This is a genomic window from Gilliamella sp. W8145, from assembly GCF_016101145.1.
GTDB classification, from domain to species: domain Bacteria; phylum Pseudomonadota; class Gammaproteobacteria; order Enterobacterales; family Orbaceae; genus Gilliamella; species Gilliamella apis_A.
This window is the reverse complement of the sequence record NZ_JACFRC010000001.1, coordinates 571,962-596,390: the sequence shown is the minus strand read 5'-3', so window position 1 is coordinate 596,390 and position 24,429 is coordinate 571,962. Positions and strand designations below refer to the sequence as shown.

The window sequence follows — 24,429 nt, the reverse complement described above, 5'->3', positions numbered from 1 at the left end:
TCCCTTATTGTGAATTATTTTTTTCCTGTATATACGCCAGGAGTGACTGGGATTACTTCATCGACTTTTTTACCATTTAAGTAGTCAATTGCAGTAGCTACAGCGATTTCACCTAACTTATTTGGATATTGTTGGATTACAGCTACGAATGTTTTTTCTTTATCTACAGCTTTTCTTGCTTCATCCATGCCATCAAAACCAATGATTTTTATATCATTATTTTTAACAGATTTCGCCGCGATAACCGCTGATAATGCAGCGTCATCACCAAAACCAAAAATTCCATTTAAGTCTGGGTATGCTTGTAACATATTTTGTGCAACAACAAGCGCTTCTGCACGGGTAATTCCGGTTTGAATAGACACTATTTTCACGTCTGGAGTTTTAGACAATCCTTCTTTAAATCCATCAACACGATCAACAACTGATTGCACCATAGGATAATCAATAACACCAACCGTTCCTTTACCGTTTAATAATTGCCCCATTAACTCACCGGCAGTAACACCACCAGCATAATTGTTGGTCGCAATATGACTAACGACTTTGACGCCAACGGCAGGAACATCAACAGTAATAACTGGAATATTCGCCTTTTCAGCTTTCATAATCGCAGCTTGTACACCTTTTGAATCAACTGGTGATAAAATAATTAAATCCACTTTTTTAATAATAAAATCTTCAATGTCTGAAATTTGTTTATTAAGATCTTGGCTAGCGATAGATAGTGATAAATCAACATTTTCCTGTTGAGCTTTTTGTTTTATAGCATCTGCTAATGAGATATAAAAAGGATGTTGTTGGGTTAATAATGAAACACCTATATGATATTGCTTAGCATGTGCGCCGAAAGTGAAAAAAAATAGAAAACACACAAAAAAGAGTTTAGATATTTTTTTCATAGAAAGAGCTCCTTAATTTTAAGCATGATAATTAACCTTATAGGAAAGAATAAATCATCCAATTTTTTATTCTTTATCATCATGCAACTATCAAAATACAATACAAAGAAAAATATTTTTAAAAAGATTTGAAACCATAATTTTTCTCTATTTACTGCAATATTCGTAACTTTACGCTACGTATTATTAGTATAGTTTTTGAAACAAATTTTATTGTGACGAAGCTCTCAAATTTTCAAAATAAAAGCAAAAATATAAAAATATATTTTCATTTTAAAAGTTAAATATTATTTATAGAGGATTTAAAAGTAAGCTAGCAACATCAATATTGACTACGACAAACTCAATTCGAAACAGACAAATTAACCTAGTTAGACCGATTTAATCGTCAAATCTTAGTTTATTTAAATAAAAAAATAATAAGTAAAACTACTTTCATTTTTAATGATAAATAATGTTATGATTAATTTGTAAAAATGAAAGATAAAAAATAAGGATGTTTACATGGAAATAAACAAGACGCAATTTGATATTAAAATTCATCTTCCCAGAATGCAGCAAATTGTATTTACCGATCTTAATCAACAACTACATGACATATTAAATATTTATCAATACTGTATAGATGACAATGCCCATTGGTACCCAGATCGAAGTACAGCCAAAGGTAAGCCCAAAGCTTTAATTTATAGTCCTGAAGGATTTACCGAATATGGATTAAAAAAACTATCGCGTGCTTGTAAACAAATCGACACAAGAGGCAGTGTTTTATTTTTTTTTGCCGATAGTCAAAAATTATCTAATTGTAATCTGATGTCCTATTCCGGATACAAAGCTATCGAAGGTTTTCAGGCGGGTGAATCTTCCGTTAGTTTCTATTTTAATTTACCTGAAAGTAAACAAATTATTGATAAAATGGCATCGTTTATAACTGGATTAGCGCAAAAATTTAGCCATAACTTTATTACTATGAATAGTAGAGAAATTCCTAGTTCAATTTATATCTTTCCTCCACGCATAAACTTATCTTTAATGGCTTACATACCTAGTCCACTACAACATAAGGATTATCCAGAAGTTTATCAATTAATACCAATTATAAAAGAGAATACCCATGTTGGTACTGTCATTGTTTTATTCGATCATTTTCCTAATAGACAAAATATTAATGATATTAAAACTATGTATAGTGTGGAATTGAAATTGCGAGAAGCAGATCTTTTACCAATGAAACACGATTTATAATCTATGACATTAATATAAAAATTTGAGAATTAAAATGGTTAAAATTATAAACAATAAATCTACTTTGTTAGATGCAACTAAAATTCTAGTTAATACTGCGGCAATTATTGCTGTAATAAAATATGATCCTGATCTCAACCCTTCACGCAGTGATATTGAAGCGATGAAAGCGATCGAAAACGGACAGAAAACAATTAATAGCAACTCAAGATTAACGGTAGAACAAAAAGCTAAAATAACTCAAGACTTTGCTGAAAAATTAGCCGAAGAAATACTTTTAAACAGAACAATTTATCATGTTGATGAAAATAGTTATATCAATGAATTAATTACCAATATGCAACGTGAACATATTTCATTACCTAATGAAAAATCAGCGCAATTATTTCAGCGATTATTGGCTGCTTATCATTATTTAGTCGATTTAAAATTTACTGAAATTAAAATCATTGAAACTTATTTATACGCCTATGCTTCTGATCCAACTTTTAAAGATAACCCTATTATTAAAGCGTGGATTGAAAAAACGGATCAATCAGCCCAACAACAATTTCAAGATATAATTTATGTAGCTCGTAAATTCAATTTTATTAAAAATTATCTTAACCAATAATAAAATATATAAAACAAAGCCCTTCTTTATAAGGGCTTTTATGAGTCTTGAATAAAAAACAATTAATCAATATCGCAAAAAACGATATCTTAATTATCAGAATCGATAAGAAAAACTGGCTTTAAAGTTACGTGCCATACCATAAGTATTTTCACCAAGATAGAGTCTATAATCCTTGTTAAATAAATTATCTACAGATAGTTTAACTTCTGCTTTTGGTAAAAAGGTTGGTTGCCAACTAGCAAATAAGTTATGTAATGAATACCCTGATGAAGGTCCTAATGAATAAGCACCAAGATCAGGTAAACCATCATGATTTCTATCTTCATGCCCGGTTCGATCCTGTTTTCTGACAAATTGAGCATTCCATCCGGCTCTTATATTCCATTCTGGTATTTTAAATCCGGCAGTTAACGTGGCTGTACGAGGAGCAATAGTCGCTACATAGGTTTTGTTATGCATCCAAGGTGCTTGAGGTGCGGTATCTCGTTCCCCTTTCTGTATAGAATATGTCGCACTTGAAAACCAATATTTACTATCATAATATGCTTCAAGTTCAAAGCCTTTTACAATTAATTTACCCGGAAGATTTCGATAATTAGATTGGCCTAAAGGACATGATTTATTGGGCCCACAAATCGATCCATTAAAGCCACGAGTAACAAATATTTCATTAGTGACACGTTGCCTAAATAGCGTACTACGAACCTGTATTTTATCGTTTTCCAATATTAAATTATTAAAATCTAAAATATTACCAATTCGAATTGATAAATCGCGTTCTTTATCTAAATTACGGCTCGTTGCACTAATCTTACCACTTCCGCCATTTTTAGGTGTAAATTGCACTTCATAAGTTTGATCTATGGTTGGCGCTTGCCATGCGTAACTGATGTCACCAAAAAAGCCAATATTATTGGTTGCTTGCCAATAAGTACCAAATCGTGGCGTCCAACCACTATATGTCACCGGAGAATAATCATGTCCAAAACGTGGATCAGGATCATTATAAGCGGAGGCATAATTTTTTGTGCCATGATTTCTTACATAATCATATCGTAGGCTAGGCGTTAAAACAAAATTGCTAATCGAGATTTCATCTTGTACATAAAAACTATAAGTTTGCTGTTTACCCGATGGCATATATGCTGGTTGAAAATAACCATGATGATAGTTTGGTTTTTTTTCATAATTCTTATAATACATTAATGTATCACGATCATGTAAATGAGCTTGTGTGCCAATCTTTAATGCGTTCTTCACATCACCAATATTAATTAAACTTACATTTTCCAATTCAATCGTTTTATCAGTATAACTGACCCAACTTTCATTACCCATGGTTCCTAACGAAGAAACTGGATTATATTTAGCTGGGCGCTTATCATGTTGTTTAGTTTTAGAGTATGTAGTATGTAGTGTTAAATCAATGAGCGGATTATAAGTTGGTTGGTAATTCCATTTAAATTGGGCTGAATCATCTGTTTGGTATCTTTTTACCAATTTCCTTAACCATGCAGCTTTATAACCATATTTTTTTATCTGTGCTGCTGTAGGAGGCGTCATTTTTTCGACATATTTTGCCGCCCACGGTTGCCAAGAATCACGTTTAGAGTGAATACCTGATAACGTAAAAGTGTGCTCTTCATTAGGTCTAATATTCAACTTACCCATGTAGCTATCCATATCATCCTCAGAAAAAACAAACCTTGATCCATCTGGCCGTTTAAAATTACCGCTATTTCGCTTGGTATAGTAAACTAAACCATCAAAGAAATTATTCTTAGTACGACCATAAACTGCGCCTGTTTCCATATTTTGATGATTATTGGAATGAAAACTATATTTAAGCAATCCTCCCACATATTTATCTGGGTCAAGTAAATCAATGGCATCTTTAGTTTCCATTTTAACCACACCACCAAATCCACCATTACCAAATTTGACATCATGTGGACCTTTATTAACTTCAACTTGTTTCAATAATTCTGGTTCCACAAAAACCGAACCTTGTTGATATTTTTGGAAACCTTTTTGAGCACCATCAACGATTATTTTGACATCTTCAACTTTACCAAATCCCCAAATATTTAATGTTTGTCCACCCGGCCTTACCGAACCAGCAGAACTTACACCTGGTAAGGTATTAAGTAATTCGGCGACATTATCTGCTTGCTTTTGTTCAATTAAACCAGAAGAAAGTGTAGAACGACCAGCAATCACACTATTGATTTTTTTTAATTCATCTTGCGATGACGAACGAGCAATAACTGTCATGACATCATCAATATCTTCATTAACTGTTTTGCTTTTATTATTTTTTTGTTGTTCTGTTATATTGTTAGACAATTTATTCTCTTCAGGCTGTGGTGCAGCTTGAAGAGAAAAACTCATAAAGAGCATTATGGTACTCACCTTCTTATAATTCATATTTCATTCCTTCATAAAATGCATTTTTAAATTAAATTAACCACACAAATAATAATGATTATCATTACCATATGAGAGGGATGGCAAGTATATTGGGTTTAACAAAAAATAAACAGCAAAATATAAAATTTATTTAATTTCCAATATTATTTTTAATAAAAAAAGCCATCATGATAGATGGCTTTATTTTTCGTTAAATAAAAGGAACGATTAATATCGATTAACTGATCCAAATAATTTCATTCGTTCTGTTATTTTTTCTGCTACCGGACTTAATCCATGATTAATCACTTTACGAGGGTCATTAATGTCATGATCTTTTTGTTCAGCAAATAATTTTCCAACAGCAACACACCACGTATACATATTTTCAGTATTAACATTAATTTTTGCTGTCCCTAAAGAAATCGCATGTAACATATCTTCATCACAAATTCCTGTTCCACCATGAAGCACTAATGGTATTTTTATTAAATTAGAAATATGCTGCATTTCATTAAATCCTAATTTAGCTTTTCCTTTATATAGACCGTGAGTAGAGCCCAATGCTGCTGCTAAACAATCAACATTAGTTTCTTTTACCATGGTTAAACATTGATGTGGATCTGCATAGATTACTTGAGAATTAACTATTCCATCTTCACTTCCTGCAATAGTTCCTAATTCAGCTTCTACCGAAACCCCTCTTTTGTGCGCATAATCCACTATACGTTTGGTAATTTCGAGATTTTCTGCAAATGGTAAATGCGAACCATCAAACATTACTGAACTGAATCCTGCATTAATTGCGGCAAAACAAGATTCATAACTTTGGCCATGATCCAAATGTAAAGCAATCGGTACATCAATATCTAAATAATCCATTGCATTTTTGACAATAGCATGGATAGTATTAAAGCCCAACATATGCTTTATTGTACCGCCTGATACACCAAGAATTGCTGGCGATCGATTCTCTTTTGCTGTTTTTAAAACTGTAGCTACCCATTCCAAATTATTGATATTAAATTGTCCTACAGCATAATGTTCATGATAAGCATTATTTAACATATCTTTCATTGAAACTAACATAATCTACCTCTTAATCCTTTATTTATTAATTAGTTATTTAAAATATTCAGTCAAATTTCTTTCAAATCTACGTTGCGCTTTATTGACTTCAGATAAATTAGGCATTGCTTTACGAACACCTTTACGTTCAATCGAAATTGCTGCGGTTAAACTTGCAAATGAAATAATCTCTTCAATGTTCCAACCATAACTTACCCCATAGGAAAATGCCCCATGAAATATGTCTCCAGCACCTGTCGTATCAATTGATTGACAAAGAAAGCTTGGGCTAACTTTAACTTTTTTATCTTCCATATAAGCACATCCCTTTTCGCCTAATGTTATAAAAGCCGAACCTCTAGCTATTGATGTTAGTTTTTTCAATGCACTCTCTAATGACTTTTTATTTGTAAATTCATCTAAATGGGCATAAGCAAGTGCAAAATTTTCACTTGCAACTAGATAATCCGTATATTTGGCTAAATAGAGATTACTATCTCGTAACGATCCAGCATCCATGACAACTTTGACATTAGGTAATTGTTTAATGACATATTCACTTAATTCTGGTTCATGACCATCGATGAGAATAACTAAATCACGCTTATTTTCTTGTAAATATCGAATAAACTGATTCAATTTATTTTTTTCGGTAGTCGTTATTGATGGTGGAGTATTTAATTTTCGCGTAATAATAGTTCGCGAGCCATTTTCTTTATTGACGGTAATAGCAGCAAGTGGCGTAATCATCTCATCTGAAAAAATAATTTGGTCAGTTTTCACGCCAATTTGTTTAAATTCAGAGACAATTTTGTTACCGTATATATCATCATGCAAATGTCCTAAGTGGTAAATATCTTCTCCCCATAGCCCCAATAAATAAGCCGCATTTGCACAAGGGCCACCACCGCTTTCAATAAAATCATAAGCAAATGATTTACTGTTCTCTTTTGGATAACTAGTTGTAAAATAGAACTGATCATAACAAGCTAGTCCAATTGTCAGTATTGCCATAATTAATCCTTAATTATTCATTTAACTATAAAAATTGTTTTTACTAAGATTCATTAATTGCAAATAATGAGTAACTCATGGTTGAGAATAAAATTACTCGACCATGAAGTCGCAAATTATGATTGGTCTATATTTCTTGAATCACCAACAACTTTGATAGATTTAAAGAAGAATGGCACACAAAGAACAATGATTAAAATTAAACAGATAAAATAGATAGCAGTTTGACCGAAAATATTAAATAGTTTACCAATGATGATCCCCCAAACTGCAAAATCAAAATCAGCAAAAGTTGAGTTTTGGAAACCTAAATCGCCTAATGTAGGTAATAATAATGCTGGCAAGAACGCTAATAATATTCCACCAATAAAAGATGCGATAATACAACCGCGTTTGCCACCTAATTTATCCGCAAATACACCTGAGGTACCGCCACAGAAGAAATGAGGCACCATACCTGGAATAATTAATGCCATCCCCATTCCACCTAAAATAAACATACCAATTAATCCACCGATAAATGAACAAATAAAACCAACGACAACAGCGGTAGGACTAAAGGTAAAAAATACAGCACAATCGACTGCCGGTATTGAATTAGGAATAAGTTTTTGACTTATACCTTGGAAGGCTGGAACAAGATCACCTAGAATTAATCTAACACCGTTATAAACAATAGCCACACCAACCGCAAATTGTAAACCACTCAGAATGGAAAAGATGATTGGGCTTTGTTCGGTAATAGTAGCCATATATTCACTTCCGGCAACTAAGCTACAAAACATATATATGATTACCATTACGATACCAGTTGTTACAGTTGTATCTCGTAAAAATCCCCATTTTTCAGATATTTCGGTATCGGCAAAGGAATTATTTTTATCTCCGACTCTTTTAGCAATAAACGCAGATAAATAATAACCAATCGAACCAAAATGCCCCATGGCAATCCCGCCATCATCTGTAACTTGCTTTGTGTAATTTTGACCAATTGCAGGTGAAATCGCTGACCATGAACCTAATAAAAAACCACCAATAATAATGAGTTCCCAACCATCAAATTTAGCCGCGCGTAGAACCGCTGAAAATAAGCAGGCGAGAAAGAATGAATGGTGACCAGTTAAAAATATATATTTATATTTAGTAAACCGAGCAATAATTAAATTTATAATAAAGCCCAGCAACAAAATACTCATGGTTTCAACACCTAAAACTTTTTGTGCTACCGATACTATTGCTTCATTATTAGGAATAACACCACGAATACCAAATCCAGCTTCAATAATGCTACCCAATGGATTTAAGTTGCTAATAATTACACCAGCACCAGCACTTAACATTAAGTAACCTAAAATTGGTTTTAAAGTTCCTGTCAAAAGTTTATTTAATGGAGAGCGCAAACAAACTAATCCTACAAAAGCAATAATTCCCATTAAAAAAGCTGGTTGACTAAAAATCTCCGTTAAAAATGAAAGTAACAATTGCATAAGAATATCTCCTTTGAAAAAACATCAAATTTCAGCTAATTGCTGTAATTTTTCACTAATGTCTTCCTCAATTTGCTTTTTATTGACATAACTACGAATAATGACAACTTTTGATTGATCAGAAAATTGTTTAGCTAAATCTTTAATGGTCACATATAGATCTGCTTTTTCACCTTCGGCATTAGCAAAATCTATTGACGCCACATCAGCCTTGATATTCAAAGTAGCACAGATATTCTTTACGTGATTAGCCGCCATTAATGAACTACCAATACCATTTCCACATACTGTCCGAATTTTTAACATTGCTAATCTCCTTTTTTCGATTTTTGCCTAACATTGAGTTTTTACTAAAAAAGTAAAATATAAATTTCTTACAAATTTCTTATTTATTAAGTTATTTGCTGATTTTTATATTAAATAATGAAAATTTACTGATTCGTGATACATATCACACTGTTTGATACGGCGAGTGATTCAAGTCACAAAATAATAATAAAATCGAAGCTAAAATAAATTTCTGAAAGGACAATACAAAATATTAACATTATGATTATTTTGAATAAATTAAAAATTCATTTAAACTAATAGAAAAGTGATAATTTGAATTATTCAATGTTAAAACGCTTATTTTTGTGATCTAGTTCAAAAAAGACACCATCAAAAGCACAAAAAAACAGCGATTTTTATATAAAATACAAATAGCTGGATCGTAAATAGAAATGACAAATAAATTTTTACTTAATATTTAAAGTTAAAAAAAATAAAAAGAACGAAAAAAGCGCCATTAAGGCGCTTATAAGTTATCGAATCAATCATTAAAACATCGTATTATTATTTTCTGCCTGCTCTGGTACATTTTGGATCACATCCCAATGTTCCACTATTTTTCCATCTTTAACTCGGAATATATCAACTACCGCTTTACCAAGATCATCATTATTGATTTTAGAATGGACATGTAACCACACAATATCGTCTTCTACTGATGAACGAACTATAGTAGCACTTGACTGCGGATTTTGCTTAAAGAAGCCTTCGAAATACGTAATCGCAGGTGTTCTACCATTAGCGACATAGGGATTATGTTGTTTATAATCTTCAGCCAGCGTTTTAGTTGCCTCAGTCACTTGATGCTTATTAAAGAAGTTATTATAAAAATTGATAACCAGTGTACGATTTTCTTCCTCTTGAGCGAGATTTCTTTGCTTTAGATCTTTTGCAACGGCAATACCAGTAAAACTCAACAAACAAATACCAATAACAAAGCTTTTTTTAATTATATTCATACCAACTCCAATTTCTATTTTAATTTAGATAAACTCTATCTATAATGCGTTATTAGTCTATAATGTAGACCGCTTGAATGGTAACAATAAAAACCAAATAAAACAATAAGTAACATAAACATGACTAGGTCAGCTCAATGTGACTTAATCTGTTTAGGGAAACTAGATAACGAAAATTATGACAATGACTAAAACGACAAGAAGTGAACTATTTGAATTTGACCATCCATGTCCTATTCGTGATGTTCTCGATAGAATTGGCGATCAATGGAGTCTGTTAATTCTAAAATCATTAGAACATAATGCGATGCGATTCAATTCTTTACATAGAGAAATTGGCGATATATCACGACAAATGCTGTCACGGACATTAAAAAGACTTGAAAAAGATGGTTATATCACTCGAACTGTTTATGCACAAGTCCCTGCTCGTGTAGAGTACGCTCTAGCTGAGCTTGGTATATCATTTCTTGAACCAATGAATACATTAATACAGTGGGCCGATGAAAATCATCAAGCGATTTGTCGAGCGAGAAAACGACAAAATTAGTCATTATTTGAACAGTTATTTTTGAAAGGATAAAAAAGCTAACCAAATATATTGGTTAGCTAATGATTTAATTACTGACAAACAAAGTTTTCAGGATTATTCGTATCCCCTTTACCTTGATAAATCGTTTTTTGTGGATATTGGCATAAAGGACGTTGTAGGGTAACCTGACCATTTTCAATTTTTTGGGCAATTAATCTGTTTGGCGCTTGTTTTTTCTCAACCCAATTAACGAGCGACTCAAAACCATTAATGTTATCTGGGCCATCGCCTCCATTACAATGGTCAACACCAGGAGCGAGGTAGAATTTTGCAAAATCATCTACTGAATCTTTACCGCCCATAATCTTCAATACATTATTATAATATTGAATTGTTCCTTTTGGTGCGATCAGGCGATCATTCAAGCCATGCCAAATAATCATTTTACCACCCAATTTTTTAAATTGACTCAAATCGGCATTATCAGTTCCCATTATTGGACGGAATAACTCTACTGATTCATTAAAATAGTTATCAAAACCGCTGTAACCTAAGGTTTTCCAGTCAAAATTAGGATCTTGTTTAATCCAATACTTTAAATAATCCTCTGGAATAGGAAAAGGTCCTTTATTACTAGCTAAAACATCAAGTGGTGCAGTCGGTTCAATGCTAAACCATAAAGATTTGCCATTTTGATCTGTTGGTCCTTGCCAAATTTTTCTTAATGTGCGAACTTCGTCCTTATCAAGTCCTGCTTTATATAGCAATTCATCACTGATATCTACTGCTGCTGGATCACTAACTAGACCATCTTTAATACCATCTTTTTCATCAGCCAGTTCAATAATCGCTTTTCTAACTTTTTCCAGTTTATCACTATCGATCGGTTTACCTAGCTCTTGTTGCATAACAATTTGAGGCCATATTTCTGCTGGTATAAATTTATCCCAATGGATCGCTGGTGCTGCAATATACAAACCATCATAATCCGCCGGATACCTTTGTGCTTCCATTAGCCCTTGTCTTCCACCCGTTGAACAACCATTCCAATATGCATAATTAGCAGCTTGACCATAATATGACACTATGACTTGTTTGGTTTTTACTGTCATCTCATGTACACTGCGATAAGCAAAATCAGTTACCGAATCGGCCTGTAATTTGCCATCTTTAAAGACAAATTTACCTTCAACTAAATTACCGGTATGTCCAGTATCTGTAGCAGCTGCAACATAACCATTTTTAGCAGCTACGGCTAATTTATCAAATGGTATAAATCCTGCATATCCACCGCCACCTATTGCTTGTAATCGTTGATTCCAATTAGTCGGCAACCAAACTTCGACATTAATAGCCGGTTTTATGGATAATTCGACGCGACAAATCTGCGGTAAATCAACAATTTCTTTAGCTTTAGCGCCTCTTAAAGTATCAGCTAATTTAGAACTTGGTGAAAAACGATCGGCAATTAATTCGCTACTTACTACTTTAGCATTCTCTAATTTCAAATTTGCCAATGCGTGACAACGCTCTTCGACATTAGCTTTCGTGGAAGTCGCATAAGCAGAAGATGCTAAACAACTTAACACCGATAAAAACAATAAACTGTATTTCATCATATCCTCATTCCTATCCTCAAAAAATATAATTTATAAAACTAGTTATCATTAATATTAGTCATTAGCCGTATAAATAACAACATTAATCATGATTATTTCTATCAGTGAATATCTCTTATCGATAGTAATTTAATACCTAAGATTATTTATAGAGATTAACTTAAATTAAAACAATAATTAAACAAAATTATCCGCCGTTATAGAAACGACGGATTTATTTTTTCAGTCTTTTCTCTGCTGAAACTTTTCACCGTAAAAGACCAATTGGCTGTTGCCTCTCAATATAGAATAGTGAAATTGTTGACGGATATTTTTTTGCTGCTGGGTTTGTTCAGCTGCATATTCAGCTAATTTATGTGCCAATAACAATTTAGCTAACCGTTTATTTGCATGTTGACTACGTTCGGTTTGTACTTTAACACTAATTCCTGTTGCTAAATGTGTTGCTCGTACCGCTGATTCAGTTTTATTCACATGTTGACCACCTGCTCCAGATGATTTCATAGTGGTAAATTCAATGGTATTGTCATTTAACTCCATAGGGTTTGCTAAACAAGTTACGCCAAAAAACCAATTTTTTCGCTTATGGTGTGGGCGATAAGGACTTTGACAGATCCATTGTATTGTCCCTAACCAACGTTGAATTAATTGGTCACATTCAACACCTTCGATCGATAATAATACTGATCGAAAAGTATTGGGTTTATCACCCAATACGCTTTCGATAATTTCAGTGGTTAGTGACCGTTGCTCAGCCTCTTTTAAAAATTGCGTTACCGCTTTAGCAACTGCTAAAGTACACTCATCGGGCCCTCTAGCAGAAGAAAAAAACAACAAAGCCATCAGTGACCTCCTTGTGTTTTATAGTTCAATATTGGTGTCAATTGTGCAATGACAGTAACAATATTAGCTTGCTGCATTGATTCAATTACACTATCAATTGATTTATAAGCTTGCGGCGCTTCTTCAAAAATAAGGCTACTATCTTCACAAATAACACGACTACCTAGTTTAGTCCGTTTGAGTTCTTGCATTGAATAGCGATTATCCAACTTACCTTTACAGTCAGCTCGACGCCATTTACGCCCAGCACCATGTGCTAATGACATAAGTAGATCATCTCGTTGAATCGGTTTGACAAGATAGCTGTAATCACCTCGTGAACCTGGCACAATCACCAGTTCATCCATTGCCGACGATGCACCTTTTCGATGTAACCAATAGCTCTGTTTATCTATGGTGACTTTTTGTAAAAAATTGTGACAAACATTAAGTACTTCATGGCCTTGAGTATTCAAATTGGTCATTAATCTTTCCGCCACAACTTGACGATTTAATCTTGCAAAAGCAACTGCATTATCATGTTTTTCAATATAACTTAATGCATCATCACTATCATCTGCTAAGCCTTGATAACCAAAGCGTGATAATTGATTTTGCAAAATAGCATGTCCTAAACCTCTTGAACCACTATGCACTAATAAAAACAGTTTTTTGGCATTAAGTTGGTATTGATTAAATAATGTTGCATCAAAAATCTTACTGACTTTTTGAATTTCAGCAAAATGATTACCACCACCAATAGTGCCTAAGTTATATTTGTGACGAGTATCAGGTAAATCAATATTCCCTATTTGCTTTTCTAACTTATCAATACTCAATTTGGCAAGGTTAATGTCAGTTTGCCAAAATCCCATGCCACAGCCGATATCGCTACCAATTAATGCCGGATAAATTATTTCACGACTTAAATATGCTGCGCCTATTGGATAGCCTTTGCCGGGATGAAGATCGGGCATCCCCATTACTTTAACCATATTAGGTAAATTAGCTGTTGTCAGTAATTGTTGTATTGCTAAACCTTCGATCCAGGTATTTTTAGATGCTATTAACCACGTTTTATCTGATAGCACCTGTATAGAATTGTCCATATATCAATCCATTTAAATAAATATTATTGTTATTTTTTTCAATACTGTTTAAAGACAAATTTTTAAATGAACCCATCAAATAAAACGCATACGCAACTTAACATTAATCGTTAAGAAATGTTTAATTTTATCCAGTGACAATACGATCACTCTCAATACGATTTATCAATAATTGGTTTTACTTGAACGATATCAAGTTATCTTTAAACAATGGGTATAAATTAATTGGCAGGCTAAAATCAGCTAAGTGAATTGAAGTAAGAATAGAAAAAGTTACTTAATTATTGACGGATCAGCCTGCAAAGGTTTGTTAAATAAATCATAATAAAAATCTCCTTTGCTATTTATAATGGCGCGTATGCTAATTAAATTTTAGTCAGTTGTAAAGTAACAAATTATCTTTTTTTAATCATCTATTTTTATTTTTTTACACTCATTTTTATTGAATTAAGTATTTTATACTGTATATTTATACATATATTATTTTTTAATACGAATCATCCGCTATTATTCGTTTTTATTAATTTTTCGGAGTCTTTTCTTGAATAAATATTGTGTTGTCCTTGGGCAAGCTAATAGTTCGCTCACTGCTTATTTACCTTTAGTTGATACACCAGTAAGAGCTGGATTTCCATCTCCTGCTGATGATTATTTAGAAACAAAACTAGATCTAACAAGTCATTTAGTGAAGCATCCTAGTGCAACTTACTATATTAAAGCGATTGGTGACTCAATGATTGATTATGGCATTTATAGTGGTGATCTCCTTGTTGTCGACCGATCTTTACAACCAAAAATAGATGATATTGTTGTTGCTGCTGTGGATGGTGAATTAACCTGTAAATGTTTAAGTTTTATCAATGGCGAACATCATTTATTGTCTGGCAATAAACTTTACCCACCTATTTCATTAGCTGGCAAAGACGTGCACATTTGGGGAGTGGTAATACATACCATTCATTCCCTACGTAAACGAGGACACTCATGATTGGCTTAATTGATTGTAATAATTTTTACGCATCTTGTGAGCGAGTATTTAATCCCAAATTAGAAGGAAAACCAATTGGTATTCTTTCTAATAATGATGGTTGTGTAATAGCTCGCTCTAATGAACTCAAACCGTTAGTCGCGATGGGCATGCCGGCCTATCAAATCCCCTCCCATATTCAAAAAAAAATTACCTTTTTAAGCTCTAATTATGAACTTTATGGTGATATGAGTCAGCGAGTATTTGATACCGTTCGCCATTATACTGCGGATATCGAGCTCTATTCGATCGATGAGGCTTTCATTCATCTAAACGGGTTTAGCCATGTTTTAAGTCATTGTCAAAATTTAAAAGCAATAGTAAAACGAGATACGGGTATCCCTGTCAGTATCGGGATTGCTACAACTCGCACGCTAGCAAAATTAGCTAATCATATCGCCAAAAAACACCCTATTCATCAAGGTGTTTATTGTTTTCCGACGGATCAGGAAGAAAAAATAACTATCTTAAAGCAATTCTCAGTTGCAGATATATGGGGCGTTGGTTGGCGAATTACGCAAAGATTAAAAGAACTAGGTATTCATACCGCTTGGGATTTACATCAAGCAAATTTAAAACAAATTAGACAGTCATTTTCTGTTGTCCTTGAGCGTACCATACTTGAGTTACGTGGTATGAATTGTATTGAATTAGATGATCTGCATACAGCTAAAAAAAATATTATGACATCACGTAGTTTTGGTCATTTAACCAATGACCTATTTGATATACAAGAAGCAATTCGTGTGCATGCAAGCCGTGGCGCAGAAAAATTGAGAAAGCAAAAATCAGTTGCTAATGCCGTACTGGTATTTTTAAAAACTAATCGATTTCGACCTGAATTAGTACAATATAATCCGTCAATTGTGGTGCCATTGCTATCGGCGAGCGATGATTCAAGATTAATTATTCATGCGGCCCAAAAAGGATTACAATCCATTTATAAACCAGGTTTTTTATTTATGAAATCAGGTGTGATGTTACTTGATCTAAAAACTAAAGATAATTATTGCCAATCGGATTTATTTACCGCTGAAACATCAGCAACTGAAAAACACAAAAGTGAACAATTAATGAAAACCATGGATGACATTAATCAGAAAATGGGAAAAAACACTATTCACTTAGGTGGTATCAGACAAACTGCAGCGTGGCAAATCAAGCGAGAGCGACTTAGCCAACGGTATACGACTCGTTGGGACGAGTTACCTTTTGTAAAATAGATAACGGATTAACCGCTAAGATAATAATTTAATCAATTGATTGAATTGAATTACCTTGTTCATTGCGAACATGCACATCAATATCCCATTTTTTTCTATATCTATCATCCTTCGATTTTTCACAAGAAATAGAAATAACATATCGAAAAGGAATTTTACCGCCATGAACTTCTGCTTTCTTCCAACCAGCTTTTAATGGTACAAGACAACGAGGTAAATAATCTTTTCCATTTACTTCGACAATATGTAAATTAGTATGATGCGCTTTATTATAAGCGGTAATAAATTCAGTTGCCTTGTTATTGATATCTAAAAATTCAGTTCTTGAATCATAGACGGGAATAGCTTCAGTTGTATTACTATCAACATTATCTGAAGACTCGGCCATTGCAAAAGGAATAGTAATAACAGTTAAAATTGCAATAATATATTTTTGTAAATGAATCTTTTTCATAAAAAAACTTCAATAATTTAAATTGTTAATTACAAATAAAGTTAATTTTTGCACATTATTATTAATAAAGTTAAGAGCCCATATTAACAATTGAACTACGAAAACGTTTAAGCGCAATAAGGAAAAACACACTACCGATTCCTAATAGCCACGCATACGAGGTCCAAACCACACTTAAACCAGCCCCTCGATATAAAATTGCCTGCCCTAATTCGACAAAATGGGTTGTTGGTGCAAATAACATAATATTTTGCACCACTTCCGGCATACTTTCTCTTGGCGTGCTACCACCTGAAAGCATCTGTAACGGTAGAAGAATCAAAATAAATAGCATCGCAAATTGTGCGGTTGATTTAGCCACCGTCGCCATAAAGATACCGAGTGACGTTGTCACGAATAAATGCAAAGCAGCACCAATTAAAAATAAAGTAATCGAGCCCTCAATTGGCACATTTAACCAACCATGAACAACGACTAACAGTGCTCCCCACGTTGAAACAAGCACCACCAGCCCCATAGACCAAACTTTAGAAATCATGATTTGAAATGGTGTCACAGGCATTGACAGCAAGTGATCGATAGTACCATGCTCACGCTCTTTCATTAATGCCGCACCGGTTAAAATAATCGACAATGTGGTAACAATATTGATAATCTCCATGACGGAGCCAAACCAGGAACGAGTTAAATTAGGATTAAAGGCCGCATGAACCTCAATATTAACCGGCAAACTGGTTGGTTTATCAATTTGATTAAAGTATTTAGTTATTTCGCTGGTGACAATTTGCGTAATATAACCATTACCAACAAAAGCCTGCCCCATTCGGGTTGCATCAATATTAAGTTGAATTTCTGGATTTTGGTTATTTAACACATCGCGTTGAAAATTAGGTGGTATATTTAATGCAAAAGTATAACTATCGGTATCCATTCCACGATCAACTTCATCCATTGAATTTAATTTAACTGGCTTATTAAACATTGGTGGATAAAGCGCTGCGATAATTTGCCTTGATAAAGGCGAATCGTCTTCATCAACCACCGCAATTGAAGCATGATGAAGTGAATCTGAAGTTGCGGTGGCTGCGGTATAAATATCCAGCGTAAAGCAGTAGGCGATTAACAATAACATGATTGGATCACGAATCAATCCCCATAACTCTTTAATACCTAAGCGATAAATATTAATAAAACTTTGCATAATATCTATCCTTCTTGTTTCTTGAGGAGGAATATACTTGCACCAAGTATAATCGGAATAGTAATCAGTAAGGTAAATATCGAGTTATGTAAATCAAAAAATCCTAATGCCTTATTGAAAACACCCCGAGCAATAATAAGCATATGGGTAGTTGGATAGACTTCACCAATATATCGCCCACTCCCTTCTAGTGATGCTACTGGATTGAGTAACCCCGAAAATTGTATCGCCGGTAACATAGTACCAACACATGTCAAAAATATAACCGCAATTTGACTACGTGTTACGGTTGAGGCAAGTAAGCCAAAGCCTGTCGCAATAATACAATAAGCCAATCCAGCTAAACATAAAGTTAGCAAACTTCCTTTTATCGGTACACCAAATATCGTAACCGCCATAAGTAGCAGTAATAAGAAGCTAAGCATCGAAATAACAATATAAGGAACTTGTTTACCTAATAAAAACTCAGTTCGAGTAACAGGCGTTACATATAAGTTAATTATTGATCCCATCTCTTTTTCACGCACTACGGATAATGCCGCTAACATTGACGGAATCATTAAGAGTAAAATAGGAATGACCGCAGGCACCATCGCTTGCAAACTTTTAATATCTGGATTATAACGATAACGGGTCTCAATATTTGCCAATGAGCTAGATGCGGTGCCGGTGGTGGTTTTTATTTTGTCACTTAACCACGCAAGGTGCATACCTTGTACATATCCTTTAATTGTGTCGGCACGTAATGGCATGGCCCCATCAATCCAGATACCGATATTAACTGGATCACCGCGTTGAATATCATGGCCAAAATTAGGTGGCATTTCAATCGCCAACGCTATCTCATTACTTCTCATCCTATGGTCCATATCATCATAATCAGTAATTGGCGGTTTCTCGATAAAATAACGCTTAGAGCCAGATAAATTAGTAATATAGTTTTGGCTGGTAATCGTTTGATCACGATCTAATACTGCAAAATTTAAGTCCTCAACATCCATCGTGATACCATAACCCATTACCAACATTAATATCGCTGAACCTAACAGTGCCAATAAAGCGCGCAATGGATCACGAGATAACTCAAGTGTTTCACGCCATAGACAACCAATCAAACGAGTTAGACTAAATCCTTGTAGATGATGCGCATTGATTTTAACTTGCTCATTATCATTAGCTACAGCTTTAGGCATTTCACTAACTTTTTCATCATTACTCGTATCATCAGCGCCTGCATCAACTAAATATCGAATAAAGGCCTCTTCAAGGGTTTTCGCATCTTTAGAATGAATGATATTATCTGGCGTATCACTGGCTAAAACTTTACCAGCATGCATTAACGAAATCCTATCACAACGTGCCGCTTCATTCATAAAATGAGTAGTGATAAATACGGTGACTTTATCTTTTCGGGAAAGCTCAATAATTAAACGCCAAAAGTCATCACGAGCAATCGGATCGACACCGGAAGTAGGTTCATCAAGAATAAGTATTTCAGGATTGTGAACCACAGCGACCGATAAAGAAAGTCTTTGCTTAACGCCTAATGGTAGGCTATCTGGCAAACTTTTTAATTCATTTTCCAGACCAAAACGCTTAACTAACTCCTCGACTCGTGCTGGTATTTTACTTTCTTCAATACCAAATAGACGAGCATGTAACACGAGGTTTTGTTCAACCGTCAATTCACTATAAAGTGAGAACGCCTGCGACATATAACCTAAATGGCGTCTTACATTAATATCACTGGCATCAACCGGTTTACCAAATAACCACGCTTCACCTGACGAAATTGGTAATAGACCAGTTAACATCTTCATGGTGGTTGATTTACCACAACCATTTGATCCTAAAAAACCAAAAATCTCACCTTGTTTTATGGAGAAATTAACATGATCAACCGCAATAAAATCGCCAAATTGCTTAGTTAATCCTTTTGCTTCGATTGCTACTTTTAAATCTTGATTTAAATCTAATGGAGGGATTTCAACGGCCTGATAACCTTCTCTAGCATCTTCAGGCATTAATTGAATAAAAGCATCATCTAAATTATCTTTTGCTGTTTTGGCTAACAACGCTTGTGGTGTACCTGTTTCGAGGATCTTACCGCCATACATTGCCACTAACCAATCAAAGTTTTGTGCCTCATCCATATACGCGGTAGCAACAATGACACTCATTTGTGGACGTTGCTCACGGATTTTATTAATGAGTTGCCAAAATTGTGCACGAGAAAGCGGATCAACGCCGGTTGTTGGTTCATCAAGAATCAGTAAATCGGGGTCATGAATTAAAGCCGAACATAAACTTACCTTTTGTTTCATCCCACCAGAAAGACGACCTGCAGGCCGAGATAAGAAAGGATATAAACCGGTACTTTTGGTTAACTCATCGATACGTCGCCGTCTTTCGGCTGCATCATTACCAAATAAACGGGCAAAAAATTGTAAATTTTCTTCGACTGACAGTGTTGGATAAAGATTTTTACCTAATCCTTGTGGCATATAAGCAATACGGGTACATACGTTTTGACGATGGGTTTTATCTTTCATATCCCCATCTAATACGTAAACTAATCCCTCTTGGATGACATGCGCGCCAGCTATCAAAGACAATAGACTCGATTTACCCACCCCATCGGGACCAATCAATCCCACCATGCATCTTGGTGGGATGGCAATACTGACATCATTGAGTGCACAAGTTTTTTTATAATGTAATGTTACATTACTGACATTAACAACTGCATCTTCAATGGTTTTACCTTCTGCAAGTAACGTCAAATTCTTTTTATCCGATTCTGACATATGCTATCTCCAATTATTTTGTTTGGCATTTTGCAACATCAGATAAACCAGCAGGCCATTCCGTATTAGGATCAAGTCTAACCCATGCAACGCCTGGAAGACCGGTTTTAACATGAGTAATATAACACCTTAACAATTCTGGGCTTAATTGTGCTTTAACTCTAAACATCAATTTTTGACGTTCATCTTTGGTTTCAACAGTTTTAGGCGTGAATTGCGCAACACTAGATACAAATGAAATTTTGGCTGAAATAGCTTTACCAGGTAAAGCATCCAACACTAATCTTACTTCATCACCAATTCCTACTTTTCCAGCAATCATTTCAGGTAAAAAGAAAGTCAAATAAACATCTGACAGATTGACTAGATTTAATACTTTTCCGCCTGAAGGTAAAACTTCACCAGGTTGGGCTATACGATATTGAATACGTCCATCAACAGGAGCGATTAAGGTACTATCATTAATATCAGCTTGAATTTTATTGATATTCGCTAACGCTACATTTATCGCTGATTTAGCACTTTCTACACCAGCTTGAGCAGCTTCAATTGCAGCATCGGCAGCGGTAACTTGTGATTTAGCTGAATCTAATGCCGCTTTAGCACTATTTACCTTAGCAGTATCATCATCAAATTGTTGTACTGAAATCGCTCCTTTTTGATAAAGCGCTGTCGTACGTTGTAAATGTTTATTAGCTATATCTAAGTCACTTTCTCTTTGCGTAACACCCGCTAAAGCTGCAACTTTATCACTCATTTTTAAAGCTACTTGTGCTTTTGATGTCGCTTCATTACTTATAGCTTGTCGATGTTGAGCTTGAGCTTCATTTAATTGCGCTTGTAACGTATCAGTTTGCATAATGACTAGCGGTTGACCTGCAGTGACAAAATCACCTTCTTCAACATTAATCTTTTCAATTCTACCGGCTAGCTTAGTAGAAATGTTGATTTCAGTAGCTTCAATACGTCCGTTGCCACTAGTAAAATCGGCACCATAGTCATCAGGTTTAAATTGCTGCCACAAAATAAAACCAATAACAACAACCACAACTGCAATAACAATCCATTTTTTGTTTATTTGTTTCATGAATAACACCTTATTCTAAAGTGACAAATCTATAATAAACCTTAACGAAAAATTTAATCGTTAGAAGCGATTTATTTTCAATATGATCATCATAGCAAATGTATTTTATAAATAATATCAACTCTCAAAACAAACGCAGTAAAAGCTAAAAAAGGTCATTTATAATTTTAAATATAGATTACAATAAACGTAGACGACGATTTATAAAGAAAAGCAAAAAAATGAATATCTAATTAATTTAATTGAGAATATTTTAATATATTATTGATTTAGTCAATGGAATGAAGGTAATAAAAAAATTAAACTCCAAATCAATATAAAATTAATTTGGAGTTATCTTATAAATGTTAAACGATTATTTTGAAAAAGATCATAAATCCGGTCTAAATCGTCTTAATTCTTTTAATGGAATATCACCTTGAACTGTGCATTGAATCATGATTTTGCCACTAAACCTATCATATTCAAGAAACAATAAATTTTCAGCAGTGCCTCTTACTGGAGAGTCATTGGTTAATACATGTTTATTCTCAGACCAAACTCCATTTTTATAAAATAACGCATTGGCAACATCAAGCGTGCCATCAGCCGATATCTGCCAATCAACCCATGGTAACGCACTTTTAATCTCTTCAAAGGTATTATCGGTGTTAAATCCCCAATAATAGTACTTTAGATGATCATCGTTAATATATTGAGACTGATCAAAACTTTCGATTTTTAAACCATTAAAGATAATCGGTGGATCAAATGTAAGTCTATTTTTTTGGGGATGATTAATAGATTTAGTGGCAAATTTGCTATAACCATTTGGTAAATTTACGATTGGAAAATAATTACGATATTTTTTTTGATTTAAATCCGAAAAAAAAGTCTTATCACATTGGGTAAAGCTTTTTAATAAATGACTAAAATCTTCATCAAATGATGGATTTTGCGCATTTGCGAAAAATGGCATGAGTAAACCAATAAAACATAATGATTTAATCTTCACTGTCTATTTCCTTATTAGTGATTGATAATAAATTTTTACTTTGAGTAGCTTTAAAATAAGTTATTATATCAATAATAACAAATAATATTTAGCCTATCTTTAACTATAATAGTAGCGAAATATTCAATGATTAAACAATTAGTTGCTAATCAATAACCGTCTAACAAAATAGCAACAAACTATTGCTAGCAGTGCTGTAAGGAAATATAGTAATTAAATATATTTTTCCCAGCGGACTTATTTAATAAAGGTGATTTTATGGCTCTTCCTTCTTTTTTGACAATTTATAATGAATTAATATCCACGCCAACTATCAGTAATGTAACCAATGAAAAATTAGATTATTCCAATAAGCCACTAATTGACAAATTAGCGCAATGGTTTGCTGATTTAGGTTTTACAATTGACATTCAACCTGTACCAAATACTCGTAATAAATTTAATATGTTAGCCACCTATTCCAATAGTGACAATAAAACTCAAGGCGGCCTATTATTGAGTGGTCATAGTGATACTGTGCCATTTGATGATGGGCAATGGAGCAAAGATCCATTCAAGTTAACCGAAGAAAATAATAAGCTCTATGGGCTAGGCACGGCAGATATGAAAGGATTTTTTGCATTTATATTAGATGCATTACGTGATATCGATCTTAAAACATTAACTAAACCAATTTATGTATTAGCAACCGCAGACGAAGAGACATCAATGGCTGGCGCTTCATTTTTTGCCCAACAAACGCAACTACAACCAGACTGCACGATTATCGGCGAACCTACCTCATTAATTCCTATTCGTGCTCATAAAGGATTTATATCTAATTCAATTAGAGTTATTGGTAAGTCAGGCCATTCAAGTGATCCAGACAAAGGTATTAATGCTATCGAAATCATGCATTTAGTGATTGGGAGATTACTTATTTTGAAACAAAAATTCAAAGAACAATATCACAATGATGGCTTTAGCGTACCTTATCCAACCATGAATCTTGGCGTTATTCATGGTGGTGATGCAGCTAATCGTATCTGTGGCTGTTGTGAATTGATTATTGATATTCGGGTATTACCAGATAACGATATTGACTCACTTTATAGTGCCCTTTGTGAAGCATTACAACCCGTTATGGACCAATATCCTAATCGAGTTTCCATCGAATATGAGGTATCACCAATACCGGGCTATGAATGTAAAAAAGATCATCCAGCATTAAATCATATCGAAAAACTGGTTGGTCACACCGCGCAAACTGTTAACTACAGTACTGAAGCGCCATATTTAAATCAAATCGCCCCAACTATTGTGTTAGGGCCAGGCTCAATTGAGCAAGCTCATCAACCAGATGAATTTATCTCTATGGATTTCTTAAAACCGACCAAATTAACCATTGAAAATTTAATTAAAGATTTTTGCTTATAAATCAATATATTCGCCGGCAAAATCGGCGAATCAGCTTAATGCTATTAGAGTAAATAGTTCATTACTTTTAAATTAAGACGGTATACACTCCTCAATATTTTTTACAAA

Annotated in this window: 21 protein-coding genes; 6 read left to right on the top strand and 15 right to left on the bottom strand. The window is 33.9% G+C overall.

Annotated elements, in window-relative coordinates; all coding sequences use genetic code 11:
* Nucleotides 1-14: 14 nt before the first annotated feature.
* Nucleotides 15-902 (bottom strand): substrate-binding domain-containing protein, encoded by an 888-nt coding sequence (locus H3T80_RS02690; RefSeq protein ID WP_198199847.1) that lies wholly within the window; start codon nt 900-902, stop codon nt 15-17.
* Nucleotides 903-1,406: 504 nt separating this feature from the next.
* Here H3T80_RS02690 and H3T80_RS02685 point away from each other — a divergent pair.
* Both H3T80_RS02685 and H3T80_RS02680 read left to right on the top strand, forming a co-directional pair.
* Complete coding sequence (locus H3T80_RS02685; RefSeq protein ID WP_198199845.1) at nt 1,407-2,147, top strand: Imm52 family immunity protein; 741 nt, start codon at nt 1,407-1,409, stop codon at nt 2,145-2,147.
* Between the two features lie 34 nt (nt 2,148-2,181).
* Nucleotides 2,182-2,760 carry a hypothetical protein gene (locus H3T80_RS02680; protein WP_198199843.1) on the top strand — a complete coding sequence of 193 codons (579 nt, stop codon included), beginning with the start codon at nt 2,182-2,184 and terminating at the stop codon, nt 2,758-2,760.
* 96 nt (nt 2,761-2,856) lie between these two features.
* Here the strand turns inward: H3T80_RS02680 and H3T80_RS02675 are convergent, their stop codons facing one another.
* The 6 genes from H3T80_RS02675 to H3T80_RS02650 form a co-directional block, all read right to left on the bottom strand.
* Nucleotides 2,857-5,190: a TonB-dependent hemoglobin/transferrin/lactoferrin family receptor gene (locus tag H3T80_RS02675; protein ID WP_198199841.1), complete on the bottom strand. Its 2,334-nt coding sequence runs from the start codon at nt 5,188-5,190 to the stop codon at nt 2,857-2,859.
* 210 nt (nt 5,191-5,400) lie between these two features.
* Complete coding sequence (fba, locus tag H3T80_RS02670; RefSeq protein ID WP_232350080.1) at nt 5,401-6,261, bottom strand: class II fructose-1,6-bisphosphate aldolase; 861 nt, start codon at nt 6,259-6,261, stop codon at nt 5,401-5,403.
* Between the two features lie 33 nt (nt 6,262-6,294).
* Nucleotides 6,295-7,254 carry a carbohydrate kinase family protein gene (locus H3T80_RS02665; RefSeq protein WP_086358911.1) on the bottom strand — a complete coding sequence of 320 codons (960 nt, stop codon included), beginning with the start codon at nt 7,252-7,254 and terminating at the stop codon, nt 6,295-6,297.
* Nucleotides 7,255-7,370: 116 nt separating this feature from the next.
* Nucleotides 7,371-8,741, bottom strand: a complete 1,371-nt coding sequence (locus H3T80_RS02660) for a PTS ascorbate transporter subunit IIC (RefSeq protein ID WP_198199839.1) — start codon at nt 8,739-8,741, stop codon at nt 7,371-7,373.
* 24 nt (nt 8,742-8,765) lie between these two features.
* Nucleotides 8,766-9,047, bottom strand: coding sequence for a PTS sugar transporter subunit IIB (locus tag H3T80_RS02655; protein ID WP_086358909.1), 282 nt, complete (start codon nt 9,045-9,047; stop codon nt 8,766-8,768).
* 512 nt (nt 9,048-9,559) lie between these two features.
* Nucleotides 9,560-9,991, bottom strand: a complete 432-nt coding sequence (locus tag H3T80_RS02650) for an ester cyclase (protein ID WP_198199836.1) — start codon at nt 9,989-9,991, stop codon at nt 9,560-9,562.
* A gap of 223 nt (nt 9,992-10,214) precedes the next feature.
* Here H3T80_RS02650 and H3T80_RS02645 point away from each other — a divergent pair, with 223 nt between their 5' ends.
* Entirely contained in the window at nt 10,215-10,580 is a 366-nt protein-coding gene (locus H3T80_RS02645; RefSeq protein ID WP_086364509.1) for a helix-turn-helix domain-containing protein, read from the top strand.
* 71 nt (nt 10,581-10,651) lie between these two features.
* On the opposite strand, the gene H3T80_RS02640 is transcribed toward H3T80_RS02645, so the two are convergent.
* From H3T80_RS02640 to H3T80_RS02630, 3 genes are all read right to left on the bottom strand, one after another.
* A complete protein-coding gene (locus H3T80_RS02640) occupies nt 10,652-12,181 on the bottom strand; it encodes a tannase/feruloyl esterase family alpha/beta hydrolase (protein ID WP_198199832.1) in 1,530 nt (509 codons plus the stop codon).
* A gap of 222 nt (nt 12,182-12,403) precedes the next feature.
* The gene (gene prfH / locus H3T80_RS02635; RefSeq protein WP_198199830.1) at nt 12,404-13,024 is read right to left on the bottom strand and encodes a peptide chain release factor H; all 621 of its coding nucleotides are present in this window, start codon (nt 13,022-13,024) and stop codon (nt 12,404-12,406) included.
* Nucleotides 13,024-14,112, bottom strand: coding sequence for an RNA ligase RtcB family protein (locus H3T80_RS02630; RefSeq protein WP_144187716.1), 1,089 nt, complete (start codon nt 14,110-14,112; stop codon nt 13,024-13,026). The genes prfH and H3T80_RS02630 overlap by 1 nt, the downstream gene beginning before the upstream one ends.
* Nucleotides 14,113-14,653: 541 nt before the next feature.
* On the opposite strand from H3T80_RS02630, the gene H3T80_RS02625 reads away from it, so the two are divergent.
* Both H3T80_RS02625 and H3T80_RS02620 read left to right on the top strand, forming a co-directional pair.
* Nucleotides 14,654-15,100, top strand: coding sequence for a LexA family transcriptional regulator (locus tag H3T80_RS02625; protein ID WP_198199827.1), 447 nt, complete (start codon nt 14,654-14,656; stop codon nt 15,098-15,100).
* Entirely contained in the window at nt 15,097-16,362 is a 1,266-nt protein-coding gene (locus H3T80_RS02620; RefSeq protein ID WP_198199825.1) for a Y-family DNA polymerase, read from the top strand. Before H3T80_RS02625 ends, H3T80_RS02620 begins: the two co-directional genes overlap by 4 nt.
* A gap of 28 nt (nt 16,363-16,390) precedes the next feature.
* Here H3T80_RS02620 and H3T80_RS02615 read toward each other — a convergent pair whose 3' ends face one another.
* The 5 genes from H3T80_RS02615 to H3T80_RS02595 form a co-directional block, all read right to left on the bottom strand.
* The gene (locus tag H3T80_RS02615) at nt 16,391-16,816 is read right to left on the bottom strand and encodes a hypothetical protein (protein WP_110447902.1); all 426 of its coding nucleotides are present in this window, start codon (nt 16,814-16,816) and stop codon (nt 16,391-16,393) included.
* A 70-nt stretch (nt 16,817-16,886) separates the two neighbouring features.
* Nucleotides 16,887-18,017 (bottom strand): ABC transporter permease, encoded by a 1,131-nt coding sequence (locus H3T80_RS02610; RefSeq protein WP_110447903.1) that lies wholly within the window; start codon nt 18,015-18,017, stop codon nt 16,887-16,889.
* 5 nt (nt 18,018-18,022) lie between these two features.
* A complete protein-coding gene (gene rbbA / locus H3T80_RS02605) occupies nt 18,023-20,824 on the bottom strand; it encodes a ribosome-associated ATPase/putative transporter RbbA (protein WP_198199823.1) in 2,802 nt (933 codons plus the stop codon).
* A gap of 13 nt (nt 20,825-20,837) precedes the next feature.
* A complete protein-coding gene (locus H3T80_RS02600) occupies nt 20,838-21,911 on the bottom strand; it encodes an HlyD family secretion protein (protein WP_198199821.1) in 1,074 nt (357 codons plus the stop codon).
* Between the two features lie 370 nt (nt 21,912-22,281).
* On the bottom strand, nt 22,282-22,905 hold the full coding sequence (locus tag H3T80_RS02595) for a hypothetical protein (protein ID WP_198199819.1): 624 nt from the start codon (nt 22,903-22,905) through the stop codon (nt 22,282-22,284).
* A 258-nt stretch (nt 22,906-23,163) separates the two neighbouring features.
* On the opposite strand from H3T80_RS02595, the gene argE reads away from it, so the two are divergent.
* Nucleotides 23,164-24,321: an acetylornithine deacetylase gene (gene argE, locus H3T80_RS02590; protein ID WP_198199817.1), complete on the top strand. Its 1,158-nt coding sequence runs from the start codon at nt 23,164-23,166 to the stop codon at nt 24,319-24,321.
* Nucleotides 24,322-24,429: the final 108 nt, after the last annotated feature.

Coding starts and splice junctions, on each gene's coding strand:
- H3T80_RS02690 (WP_198199847.1), bottom strand. CDS start 902: ATGAAAAAAATATCTAAACTCTTTTTTGTGTGTTTTCTATTTTTTTTC.
- H3T80_RS02685 (WP_198199845.1), top strand. CDS start 1,407: ATGGAAATAAACAAGACGCAATTTGATATTAAAATTCATCTTCCCAGA.
- H3T80_RS02680 (WP_198199843.1), top strand. CDS start 2,182: ATGGTTAAAATTATAAACAATAAATCTACTTTGTTAGATGCAACTAAA.
- H3T80_RS02675 (WP_198199841.1), bottom strand. CDS start 5,190: ATGAATTATAAGAAGGTGAGTACCATAATGCTCTTTATGAGTTTTTCT.
- fba (WP_232350080.1), bottom strand. CDS start 6,261: ATGTTAGTTTCAATGAAAGATATGTTAAATAATGCTTATCATGAACAT.
- H3T80_RS02665 (WP_086358911.1), bottom strand. CDS start 7,254: ATGGCAATACTGACAATTGGACTAGCTTGTTATGATCAGTTCTATTTT.
- H3T80_RS02660 (WP_198199839.1), bottom strand. CDS start 8,741: ATGCAATTGTTACTTTCATTTTTAACGGAGATTTTTAGTCAACCAGCT.
- H3T80_RS02655 (WP_086358909.1), bottom strand. CDS start 9,047: ATGTTAAAAATTCGGACAGTATGTGGAAATGGTATTGGTAGTTCATTA.
- H3T80_RS02645 (WP_086364509.1), top strand. CDS start 10,215: ATGACTAAAACGACAAGAAGTGAACTATTTGAATTTGACCATCCATGT.
- H3T80_RS02640 (WP_198199832.1), bottom strand. CDS start 12,181: ATGATGAAATACAGTTTATTGTTTTTATCGGTGTTAAGTTGTTTAGCA.
- prfH (WP_198199830.1), bottom strand. CDS start 13,024: ATGGCTTTGTTGTTTTTTTCTTCTGCTAGAGGGCCCGATGAGTGTACT.
- H3T80_RS02630 (WP_144187716.1), bottom strand. CDS start 14,112: ATGGACAATTCTATACAGGTGCTATCAGATAAAACGTGGTTAATAGCA.
- H3T80_RS02620 (WP_198199825.1), top strand. CDS start 15,097: ATGATTGGCTTAATTGATTGTAATAATTTTTACGCATCTTGTGAGCGA.
- H3T80_RS02615 (WP_110447902.1), bottom strand. CDS start 16,816: ATGAAAAAGATTCATTTACAAAAATATATTATTGCAATTTTAACTGTT.
- H3T80_RS02610 (WP_110447903.1), bottom strand. CDS start 18,017: ATGCAAAGTTTTATTAATATTTATCGCTTAGGTATTAAAGAGTTATGG.
- rbbA (WP_198199823.1), bottom strand. CDS start 20,824: ATGTCAGAATCGGATAAAAAGAATTTGACGTTACTTGCAGAAGGTAAA.
- H3T80_RS02600 (WP_198199821.1), bottom strand. CDS start 21,911: ATGAAACAAATAAACAAAAAATGGATTGTTATTGCAGTTGTGGTTGTT.
- argE (WP_198199817.1), top strand. CDS start 23,164: ATGGCTCTTCCTTCTTTTTTGACAATTTATAATGAATTAATATCCACG.